Consider the following 9,690-nt stretch of genomic DNA (forward strand, 5'->3'; position numbering starts at 1 on the left):
CCTATAGGTCCTATCCCCCTATAGGTCCTATCCCCCTATAGGTCCTATCCATTCCTGTTAGTCCTATCCATTCCCATCTCTTACAAGGACAGGATATTGCTGTAAGGATATGACTAGACAAGACTTGACCTGGTTTCAACGGAAGGCAATGCGCCTGGTGCGGGAAGTGTGTGTCTGAAATGGTGGGCTTAACTGCAGGGATGGTCCTGTGGAAAGACCATCCCTGCAGAGCTTTTTTAGAGTTTGCCTACAAAAATGAATGCGATAACCAGAGCGTAGATGACCAGTGATTCGATGAGGGCGAGGCCGATGATCATCGGGGCGAAGATCTTTCCCGATGCTCCCGGGTTTCTGGCAATGCCTTCAAGGGCTGCCGCCGCAGCTTTGCCCTGTCCCAGTGCGCCGCCAAGAGCCGCGATGCCGATCGCAGCGCCGGCGCCGATGGCCAACATGGCCTTCACATTTGAGTCGAGGGGGGCCTTTGCAGCTTCCTCAGCCGCAAGCACAAAGCCGCAGGAAAGAACGAGGATCAAACCGCTGAGCATCAAAATGGACACAACCTTTTTCATCACTATTCACTCCTTTCTTTTTTGTATTCTTGCATCATCATCATATTAATGGTCATGGGAAACGGCACCTGCAAAATAAACCATGGAAAGCAGTGTGAAAACGAATGTCTGGACAAAGGCGACAAAGAGGCCGAGGAACATAAAGATGACCGGTATCAGGAGCGGAACGAGGGCGAAGAATATGGCGGTAACGAGGTGGTCACCGGTTATGTTGCCGAAGAGCCTTATACCCAGGGACATGGGTCTCGCAATGTGGCTGATGAGCTCGATGGGGCACATCAGGATGCTGAGGATAACGTTGGCGTACCACGGCATCATGTCACTGATGAAGACGAACTGCCTCAGGTACTTGATCCCGTGCTCCCGCAGTCCGTAATAGTGTGTGAGGACGAACACCGTGAGCGAACAGGCAAAGGTCGTGTTCACATTGTCCGTCGCGGGAAGGAAGCCGGGGATGAGACCGGAAAGGTTGTTGAAGAGAATGAAAAGGGCCAGTGTGCCGATGATGAGCATGAACTGAGGTCCCCGTTCACCCATGTTCTCCTTGACGAAATTGGTGAGTGCCTCAACAATGATCTCGACGAGGTTCCTGAAGGTGAGCTTCTCGTCGGGAACGATCTGGTCCTCCAGCTTTTTCACCTGCCTGTAGCCAAGAAAAACGATGAGAAGAAGAAAGATCGAAACAACGATCGCATTCGACACATGCGGCGGCATTGTCTTGAGGAAAGGTATGAACGACACCCAGGTAAAAGCTTCATGCCCCATTATCTTGTCTCCTTTGCGAGCTGGAACTGAAAAGCGGCAACAATTGACTTATCAAAATAGATACAAAGACCGTGGAAAGACCCATGAGAAAGTAGAAGGGTTTGACGTTCCCATAGACCACGACAACGGTGAGGATTCCCAGGAGGAGGAGGAACTTCGCGGGAAGGGCGAGGTAGATATCCTTTTTCCCGATCTCCTGTTTCAGGATGAGCCGGGCGATGATCTTCTTGAGGAGCCGGAAGTTCAGGATGACGATGGCACTTGCCACAGCGAAACTGAAGAAGGCCATGACATCACGGGTAATGACGGCGACCGCGATGGAACCAAGCAAGAAAAGCGCCATGTTGCAGCGTTCAACCTGGGTTACGGTAATCTCCCTCATCGTCTTCCTTTTTGAGCCTTTTGTATGCCCGGTAAACCGCTTTGAAGGCGGCTATCATCCCAAAGATCATAAAAACGAACGTGAGATAGGGATACGTGCCCAAATATTTGTCGGCGTAAAAGCCAGCCACAAGACCGATGACAACACAAAAACCCATTTCAAGACCCAGGGCGCTATAGTTGAGCAACGTCCTGTAAATATCCTTCTTACTGTCTTGAAGAGTCATTTGTTACCCGCTTGCGGCTCTTTTCTTCTATCACAGGGAATGTATGATAGTCAACGTTATTTTTATCGTTGGAGACAACGTATCTGCACGGGTGGAAAGGGTCTGCGGAGGCCGGGTGGCGAAGCGCCGAACAGAGAAAGCGCTTCTTCCTTCCCGGCTGTCCCGGCCTCGTCGGCGACGGGTTCTTCGGCTCCCCGGAGATGCCGGGCGATCACACCCCCGGTCGTGGTGTCCGGCTCGGTCTTCTTCGGCGGTTCTTGGTGAGGAGCGAGCGGATCACTCCCTTGAGTTCCCTGAAATCAGGGGACTTGACAAGGTAGGCGTCGGCGGACCAGCTTTTGAAGTCTTTTCTGAAATCCTCGTAGGAGGAGTGAAGGATCACGGGAACGTCTTCGTATCTGCGCACGATGGGCCCCAGCACTTCCATGCCGTCCATGACGGGCATCACGATATCGAGGATGATCAGGCTGGGCTTCAAGTGCTTGAGGACAAGGATCGCCTCGACCCCGTTCGAGGCGTGTTTCGTTGTGTAGCCTTCGTCGCCGAGTTCTTCCGCAAGAAGCTTGACGAAATACTCGTCATCGTCGACGATCAGGATCGTCTTTCCATCTTCCAAGACCGTACACTCCCGCCCACATATGCCCTGGTTTCGGCCCTCTTAAGGGAGCAAGATTCGTGCCTGCAGGTATGACGCATGTAAAATGTTGAAATATCAACTGTTTATGATAAGTGGTAAACCCGTATCTCCTCCGGCGCATGGGAATAATTGCCCCCCTTGTGTCCCTTTTCGCCCCGTCCGCATGAAGGGGAGCGACATGAGAACGTCGTCAAGGCAACTTATGATATACTTGGATTAACGGGGTCTCAGTTTTTTTGCTTAGGAAGTACTCTCGGGTTGTTCGGAAAGCAGCGCGGGGCGAGGGGTGCCCCGAAGGATCTGCGAACAGCTTTTGCCGGGGAGGTCTATGAAAGGCGGCGAAGACAGGCTTTACCCGCTGCATCCGGGTGTGCCGGACGGCGACCCGAAACCTTCAGGAAAGCGTTCTCCCACAGAGGCTTTGCTGGTTGACACTGGCGGCGTCAGCACCCCGAGGGAACGGAGACGTACAGGAAAGGACCGCACGCTCCGATCCGTGCGGGGGTTTCTCGACGAGGCCCCCGTGGAACCTTCGGCTGAGCTCAAGGCATTCGCCGACAACATACCCGACGGCATTTTCCGTCTCGACCGCAAACTCAGGCATGTCTTCATGAACAACGTCATGCTCGACCTTTTCCGGAAGGGGGGGGAGAGGAATCCCGGCTCCCTCGACGATTGGGACTTTCTACCCGGTGAGGCAAAGGGCCGGGTAAAGAAGTTGGCACGGAAGACCTTTTCGAGTTCGTTGCCTCAGGAACTGGAGCTCATGTGCGACGGGGACGGAAGCCCGCTGCACTTCGCCCTGCGCCTTGTCCCCGAGGCTGGTGCGGCAGGCCACGTCGGCACCGTTCTCGGTATCATGCGGGACATCACTTCGCTCAAGCGCAACGAGGCGGAGATAGAGACGGAGCATTCCTTTCGTGAGGCGATCGGCAGGTCCCTGAGCATAGGGATCGGCGCCATCGATCACCATGGCAGGCAGATATACGTCAACCCGGCCTTCTGCAGGATAGTGGGCTGGACGAGGGAAGAACTGCTGGGCAGCTGTTTCCCCTACGTCTACTGGCCTGAGAATGAGCGCAGGAAGGCGCGGAAGACATTCCTGAGGGTCTTGCGGGGAGGAAGGACGTCCGGTTCCTTTGAGGTCAGCCTTCAAAGACGGGACGGCACGCGTTTCGACGCCCTCGTCATGTACTCCGCCTTCTATGACAACTCAGGCAAGCGGATCGGATGGATCGGCTCCGTGGGAGACGTGTCGGGCCTCAAGAGAAAGGAAAAGGAACTCCAGAGGCTCAACAGGGACCTCGACGCGATCGTCAGAAAGCGCACGGACAGCCTGCGGGTCCAGAACCGCAACCTCAGGGACATCCTGATGGGCCTCAACAAGGCGCAGGAGGAGCTCCGATTGTCGGAGACCCGGGTGTTGCTGGAAAAGCAGCGCCTCGAGACCATTCTCAATGTCGTCCCTGCGGGTGTGGTGGTCATGGAAGGCAGGGGGGGGCGGATAGTCTACGCGAACCGGCGTGCCCGGGACCTGTTCGGAAGCAAGACCCCGTCCGACCTTGATGAGGTCGGAGACCTCAAGGGACTGGAGCTTTTCAGGCCGGACGGCCAGGTGTGCCCTTACGAGGAGCTTCCCCTCAACCGGTCCCTGTTTCACGGCGAGACGGTGAAAGGCGAGGAGATGGCCCTGATAAGGCCGGACGGCCAGGTCGTTCCCATACTGGCCAACACCACTCCCTTTGTGGCCGGCGGCGAGATAGTGGGGGCCGTCGGGAGCTTTGTCGATATCACCAGAATGAAGATGTCCGAGGAGTCGATCAGGACACTCAACGCGGAACTGGCGAAGAACCTGGTCCTCGTTGAAGACACGAACAAGGAGCTCGAAGGTTTCGTGCATTCCGTCACCCACGACCTGAGGTCTCCCCTCGTCGTCATCAACGGGTTCAGCCGGAGGCTCCTCGACCTTGCGGAAGAGGAGTTCAGGGAAAAGAGCCACGACTACATAGAATACATCAGGGAGACGAGCCAGAACGCGTTGTTCCTGGTCAGGGACCTTCTCAGGCTTTTCAAGATCGCCGGTGGGGAGATGAACAGGACCACCGTGGACCTGGCGGAGATGTCACGGTCCCTCCAGCAATACTTCGGAGACCTCTATCCCCGCAGGTCCCTGAGATTGATGGCCCCGGAGACGCTGACGGTGACAGGGGACTACAGTCTCCTCAGGATCGTCATGGAGAACCTGATCGACAACTCCTACAAGTTCACCTCCAGAAATGAAGGGGAAGCCATGGTTGAGATAGGGTCCCGACGCGAGAATGAGGACCTTGTGGTTTTTGTCAGGGACAACGGGTGCGGGTTCGACGCTGCCCACGCGGGGCGAATATTCGAGCCCTTTTCACGCTTCCACAAGGAGACGGATTACAAAGGCAACGGGATAGGCCTTGCCACGGTGAAGAGGATCATCCACCGTCACGGGGGACGCATCTGGGCAGAGAGCCGCCCGGGCAGAGGCGCGACTTTCTGCTTCACCCTTCCCGACTAGAACAGGAAGTGTCCCCGGTCGTGCCGACCCGGGGACGCGTGTCAGTTCCCCGTCACTTCTTCACGATCTTTTTTGCGTAAAGGTCATCCTTCTCGTAAGAATAGGTCAGCGTGACCCTGTCTCCGGCCTTGATGTCAGTAATACCCGCTTTCCTGCCCTTGACATGAACCGTCGTCGCCTCCGTTACGATGGCACCGGCGACAATCTCCTTTCCGCCGACCATAGACGAGATCGAGATGCCCTTTCCATTGTCATCGACACCGATCACCTTGCCTGTCATCGATCGGGTCATTCCGGCGTCCATGGATGTTGCCGCCGATATGAACAGTAAAAGAAAGGACATCGCCAGGATGGCGCAAACAATCGATCGTCTCATCGTTTCCCTCCTTCTTCCTGATGTGATCAGGTACATCAGGAAGCGTTTTAGCCTGCGGCGTACTCATAGAAGGACCGCAGGTTGTCGATCGTGGTAACGAAGCGTATGGCTTCCCTTTTTTCCTTGAGGACTATCATTCTTTCGCCCACCAGTTCGATGATGAATTCCCTCTCGTTGAACTTGCTTTTGACTTTTTCCCCCGGTTTCGGCATGAGTATCATGATGCTTTCCTCCACTCTTGCACGGCATACGAACGTCGTGCATGCCCGGTAAAGCAAAAGATGTACCATCTCTCTCTGTGGCTGCAATAACAGGGAAAAGCGTAAGCGGCTCGCGGTTGCCGGGACGAGGAGACCGGGGCGTTTTGCCCCCTGGCAGTGGTCTTCTGCCCCAGCCCGTCCTTTACGTTCCCGCGATAATGGGGTACAATGAGGTCAAGACTCCGATCGTTCCTGTCGCAAAGGGTGGCCCGCGCGGGTCAGGGTCCCGCCGGTGGGCGAGGAGGTGTTCCGGTGAAAGACAGGTTCCACAGGATACTGGTGATCGACGATGAGGTCAGATGGTGCGATCTTCTCAGGGAAACGCTTACCTCGGAAGGTTTCGACGTCGCCGTTGCCGGCGACAGCGCCATGGCCTCTCAGCTCATAAACCAGGTCGATTTCGACGTCATCCTCACTGACCTCAAGATGGACGGGAAGAACGGCCTGCAGCTTCTCGAAGAGACGAAGAAGGTTGCCCCCACGACACCCGTCATCCTCATCACCGCCTTCGGGTCCGTCGATTCAGCCGTCCAGGCCATGAAGATGGGCGCCTACGATTTCATAACGAAGAGCGGTGATCTGAGCGAGCTTATCCTGGCCGTCGACAAGGCCCTGGAGACAAAATCCCTCAGGAAAGAGGTTCTCGGCCTGAAACGGAAGCTTGAATCCCGCTACGGCTTCCACAGGATGATCGGGAAGAGCCCTCTCATGCAGAGGATATACCAGCTGATCGAAATGGTCTGCGACACATCGGGCAATGTCCTTATCACGGGCGAGAGCGGGACCGGAAAAGAGCTTGTGGCAAAGGCCATTCACTACAACGGTGCCAGGAAGAACGGGCCTTTCATGGCCGTGAACTGCGCCGCCATCCCCGAGAACCTGCTGGAGAGCGAGCTTTTCGGATACAAGAAGGGGGCCTTCACCGACGCGAAGGTCGACAAGGAAGGGCTCGTTATCGGGGCGGCGGGAGGGACGCTCTTCCTCGACGAGGTGACCGAAATGCCCACCTCGCTTCAGGCCAAGATATTGAGGGTCATCGAGGAGAGGGAGGTGAGGCCCCTGGGAGGTACGACCTCATATTCAACGGATATCCGCGTCATTTCCACGTCCAACCGCGACATCCAGGCGCGGATAGACCAGGGGCTCTTCCGAAGCGACCTCTATTACCGGCTCCGGGTCATAGACATCGATCTTCCTCCGCTTCGGGACAGGAAGGAGGACATCCCGCTTCTGGTCAGGCACTTTCTCAATACATTCAACAAGGACCTCAAGAAGAAGGTCACCCACGTCTCCACCGAGGCAATGAGGATCCTGATGGACTACTCATGGCCGGGCAATGTGAGGGAGCTCGAGAATGCTATCCAGAGGGGTGTCACGCTGTGTCGCGGCGAGACCGTTGTTCCTGACGACCTACCCTCCCTCATGACCAGACCCAACAGCAGTTCCTTCCTCGACCGCGCCCATGAAAAGGGGAGAACCCTTGCAGATCTTGAGAGGGAATACATCGGAGAGGTGCTGGCGGAGGCCGGCGGAAACCGCTCCCGGGCAGCGGAAGTGCTCGGCATTGACAGAAAGACGCTCTATCGCAAGCTCAAGAACGAATGACCGGCAACCCTGGAAGCCGCGGGTACTGTGGGGCACAATGCCTGCCTGACAGGGGCTGTTTGCCCCACCACCCTGAGGGCGCCCGGGTCCCGGCCGGACATCCTTCCCCGTCGTAACACACTGCCCGATGTTCCTTTGCGTTCGCTTTCCATCCCATGGCGTGCAAATTGCAGGCTCGGGGCAAGTTGCATATTCCGGGCGAGTTCCAACGAGGATACATCCTGTGTGAACAAATGGATCCATGGGAAAGAAGGAGGAACCATGGGAAGGAAAGTAGGCCCTGTACGCAGGCGAGTACCGAGGAGTAAGTTCGATGCTCAGGAAACACACATCTGTCCGCGCTGCAATGCCTTTCTGATCCGTGAAAGGTTTTACGGCATGTATGCCCACATCTGGGTCTGGCGCTGCATCAAGTGCGGCGAGATCATAGACGACGTGGTGCTCCACAACCGGCGCCTGCTCAAGAAGGCTGCCAGGGGGATAGATATAATGAGTCTGATCCGGTGATGCGGGGCCGGTAAGGGAATACTCTCAAGGGGGGAAGGCACCCGTTCCGGCACCGGCGAACCGTGGTATCGACAGCACATCACGGGGACAGGAACGGGAGGACTGTCGGGCGCGAAGCGGTGTCCGGTATCATACTGAAGAGAAGAAAAGTTATCGAGCGGTACCGATGCTGTCCTGCCGGGGAAGGGGGAAGGGATGGTGATAGAGTCCGCTGCACGACCGGGATTCGCGTTGTGGTTCACCGGTTTGCCGTCGTCGGGAAAGACGACGGTGGCTGAAATGACGTGCGGAATGCTGTCGGAGCGGGGGGTGACGGCTGTCGTCCTCAACTCCGCCAGGCTGCGGAAGGTGCTGACGCCGCGGCCTCTCTATACGGATGAGGAGAGGGACTGGTTCTATGGCGTTCTGGTATATCTTGCCGAACACCTCACCGAAAGCGGGGTTAACGTGGCGATCTGTGCCACCGCGCCCCGGCGTTACTATCGAGCCACCGCGCGCCTTCATATCGAGAAGTTCGCGGAGGTGTTCGTGGACTGTCCCGAATCCGTCTGCAGGTCGCGGGATCCCAAGGGTCTCTGGAGGAAGGCGGATAGAGGAGAGATCGGGAGCCTTCCCGGTGCAGGCGTCTTGTACGAGAAACCCACCTTGCCGGAGATCCACATACAAACGGCCCGTTCATCCGTCGCCGACAGTGCCTGCGAAGTCCTGCGCGGCATTGAGGCGCTTGGTTTTATCGACAGGGCGCGCAGGGGCGTCAGAAAGCGTTCATCCGACGGAAAGGTGATCTTTCTCTGAGGGCGGCTCCAATAACTGAGCCTCCACGAGCAGGGGGAGATGGTCGGAACCCATCTTCGCGATCATGGATCGGGGGACCCTGACGTTTCTGACGAGTATGTCCCGCGAAAGGAAGACATGGTCCAGGCGAAGGAAGGGGGTGATACTCGGCCAGGTTCTCCTGGGGCGGTGACGTCCCGGGAGCAAGAGCTGGGCGTCCGTCAGTTCCCGCGAAAAGCTGTGATGGACGTAGGAGCCGGGGGTCGCGTTCATGTCGCCGCAAAGGACCACCGGTGGACGGCACCGGGGGTTGCCCAGCCAGTCGGGACCGAGAAGAGTCGCCGACTGTGTCCTGCGCCTCACAGGCGTGACCCCGAGGTGGGTATTGATGACCTGGATGGCGTGTCCCTCGATGTCGACCTCGACCCAGAGAGCACCCCGGCGGGGTTCCTTGCGCCGCGAGGGGAGAGCGCCGGCCTTCACGGGCCGGATGGGGTGTCTGCTGAGTATGGCATTGCCGTAGCGCCCTCCCTGAATGTGGAGGCTGGGATGGAAATGGAAGAACATGTCCAGTTCACACGCGATGAGGTGTGCCTGGTCCACCCCGCCCGTTCTGCTGAGACCCACGTCAAGTTCCTGGAGCGCCACGATATCGGGATCGAGCGCCGCGATGATCTGGGCGATCCTCCGGGGCATATCCTTCCCATCGTTGCCGATGCAGCTGTGCACATTGTAGGTCATGATGGAGAATCTCACGGGCGAGGGCATGAAGTAAGGATAGGTCAAAAAACGCCCGGGCGCAAGTGTGACACGTCCAAAGACCGAGGAAATTCATCGACCTCCGGTCTGCCGCGTTTCGTTGTGGCATTATTCCCCGTCATCGTGCCGGCCGCCCCCTCCCCGGTACGGTCGGAGGGGTGGGAACAGAAAAGAAGGAGATGAAAGCCATGAAGATAGGTATTGTCGGCTCGGGTTTGGTAGGTTCCACGGCTGCCTACACCATTGTCATGAAGGGCTTCGGGACAGAGATCGTTCTCATCGACA

Annotated in this window: 13 protein-coding genes; 5 read left to right on the top strand and 8 right to left on the bottom strand. The window is 57.1% G+C overall.

Annotated elements, in window-relative coordinates:
• Positions 1 to 236: 236 nt before the first annotated feature.
• The 5 genes from GXX82_12175 to GXX82_12195 all read right to left on the bottom strand — a co-directional run bounded on the left by GXX82_12175 (position 237) and on the right by GXX82_12195 (position 2,558).
• Positions 237 to 569, bottom strand: a complete 333-nt coding sequence (locus GXX82_12175) for a F0F1 ATP synthase subunit C (protein NLT23795.1) — start codon at positions 567 to 569, stop codon at positions 237 to 239.
• A 45-nt stretch (positions 570 to 614) separates the two neighbouring features.
• A complete protein-coding gene (atpB, locus tag GXX82_12180; protein NLT23796.1) occupies positions 615 to 1,334 on the bottom strand; it encodes a F0F1 ATP synthase subunit A in 720 nt (239 codons plus the stop codon).
• Complete coding sequence (locus tag GXX82_12185) at positions 1,324 to 1,677, bottom strand: hypothetical protein (GenBank protein ID NLT23797.1); 354 nt, start codon at positions 1,675 to 1,677, stop codon at positions 1,324 to 1,326. The genes atpB and GXX82_12185 overlap by 11 nt, the downstream gene beginning before the upstream one ends.
• A gap of 10 nt (positions 1,678 to 1,687) precedes the next feature.
• A complete protein-coding gene (locus GXX82_12190; protein ID NLT23798.1) occupies positions 1,688 to 1,942 on the bottom strand; it encodes an AtpZ/AtpI family protein in 255 nt (84 codons plus the stop codon).
• Between the two features lie 211 nt (positions 1,943 to 2,153).
• A complete protein-coding gene (locus GXX82_12195; protein ID NLT23799.1) occupies positions 2,154 to 2,558 on the bottom strand; it encodes a response regulator in 405 nt (134 codons plus the stop codon).
• A gap of 349 nt (positions 2,559 to 2,907) precedes the next feature.
• On the opposite strand from GXX82_12195, the gene GXX82_12200 reads away from it, so the two are divergent.
• Positions 2,908 to 5,124, top strand: coding sequence for a PAS domain-containing sensor histidine kinase (locus tag GXX82_12200; protein ID NLT23800.1), 2,217 nt, complete (start codon positions 2,908 to 2,910; stop codon positions 5,122 to 5,124).
• A 52-nt stretch (positions 5,125 to 5,176) separates the two neighbouring features.
• Here GXX82_12200 and GXX82_12205 read toward each other — a convergent pair whose 3' ends face one another.
• Both GXX82_12205 and GXX82_12210 read right to left on the bottom strand, forming a co-directional pair.
• Entirely contained in the window at positions 5,177 to 5,500 is a 324-nt protein-coding gene (locus tag GXX82_12205) for a hypothetical protein (GenBank protein ID NLT23801.1), read from the bottom strand.
• Positions 5,501 to 5,547: 47 nt separating this feature from the next.
• On the bottom strand, positions 5,548 to 5,721 hold the full coding sequence (locus GXX82_12210) for a hypothetical protein (GenBank protein ID NLT23802.1): 174 nt from the start codon (positions 5,719 to 5,721) through the stop codon (positions 5,548 to 5,550).
• 291 nt (positions 5,722 to 6,012) lie between these two features.
• Here GXX82_12210 and GXX82_12215 point away from each other — a divergent pair, with 291 nt between their 5' ends.
• From GXX82_12215 to GXX82_12225, 3 genes are all read left to right on the top strand, one after another.
• Complete coding sequence (locus GXX82_12215) at positions 6,013 to 7,365, top strand: sigma-54-dependent Fis family transcriptional regulator (GenBank protein ID NLT23803.1); 1,353 nt, start codon at positions 6,013 to 6,015, stop codon at positions 7,363 to 7,365.
• A 261-nt stretch (positions 7,366 to 7,626) separates the two neighbouring features.
• Entirely contained in the window at positions 7,627 to 7,872 is a 246-nt protein-coding gene (locus GXX82_12220; protein ID NLT23804.1) for a hypothetical protein, read from the top strand.
• A gap of 195 nt (positions 7,873 to 8,067) precedes the next feature.
• Entirely contained in the window at positions 8,068 to 8,667 is a 600-nt protein-coding gene (locus GXX82_12225) for an adenylyl-sulfate kinase (GenBank protein ID NLT23805.1), read from the top strand.
• On the opposite strand, the gene GXX82_12230 is transcribed toward GXX82_12225, so the two are convergent.
• Entirely contained in the window at positions 8,638 to 9,414 is a 777-nt protein-coding gene (locus tag GXX82_12230; GenBank protein ID NLT23806.1) for an EEP domain-containing protein, read from the bottom strand. The genes GXX82_12225 and GXX82_12230 overlap by 30 nt on opposite strands.
• A gap of 179 nt (positions 9,415 to 9,593) precedes the next feature.
• Here GXX82_12230 and GXX82_12235 point away from each other — a divergent pair.
• Positions 9,594 to 9,690 (top strand): L-lactate dehydrogenase (locus tag GXX82_12235; GenBank protein NLT23807.1); only part of this gene is annotated, 97 nt, incomplete at its 3' end.

Origin of the sequence: Syntrophorhabdus sp., assembly GCA_012719415.1 — a bacterium.
In the GTDB taxonomy this organism is placed as follows: domain Bacteria; phylum Desulfobacterota; class Syntrophorhabdia; order Syntrophorhabdales; family Syntrophorhabdaceae; genus Delta-02.

What these genes read in the sequence shown, in the direction of transcription:
- GXX82_12175 (NLT23795.1), bottom strand. Translation starts at nt 569, where the DNA reads ATGAAAAAGGTTGTGTCCATTTTGATGCTCAGCGGTTTGATCCTCGTT.
- atpB (NLT23796.1), bottom strand. Translation starts at nt 1,334, where the DNA reads ATGGGGCATGAAGCTTTTACCTGGGTGTCGTTCATACCTTTCCTCAAG.
- GXX82_12185 (NLT23797.1), bottom strand. Translation starts at nt 1,677, where the DNA reads ATGGCGCTTTTCTTGCTTGGTTCCATCGCGGTCGCCGTCATTACCCGT.
- GXX82_12190 (NLT23798.1), bottom strand. Translation starts at nt 1,942, where the DNA reads ATGACTCTTCAAGACAGTAAGAAGGATATTTACAGGACGTTGCTCAAC.
- GXX82_12200 (NLT23800.1), top strand. Translation starts at nt 2,908, where the DNA reads ATGAAAGGCGGCGAAGACAGGCTTTACCCGCTGCATCCGGGTGTGCCG.
- GXX82_12205 (NLT23801.1), bottom strand. Translation starts at nt 5,500, where the DNA reads ATGAGACGATCGATTGTTTGCGCCATCCTGGCGATGTCCTTTCTTTTA.
- GXX82_12210 (NLT23802.1), bottom strand. Translation starts at nt 5,721, where the DNA reads ATGATACTCATGCCGAAACCGGGGGAAAAAGTCAAAAGCAAGTTCAAC.
- GXX82_12220 (NLT23804.1), top strand. Translation starts at nt 7,627, where the DNA reads ATGGGAAGGAAAGTAGGCCCTGTACGCAGGCGAGTACCGAGGAGTAAG.
- GXX82_12225 (NLT23805.1), top strand. Translation starts at nt 8,068, where the DNA reads ATGGTGATAGAGTCCGCTGCACGACCGGGATTCGCGTTGTGGTTCACC.
- GXX82_12230 (NLT23806.1), bottom strand. Translation starts at nt 9,414, where the DNA reads ATGCCCTCGCCCGTGAGATTCTCCATCATGACCTACAATGTGCACAGC.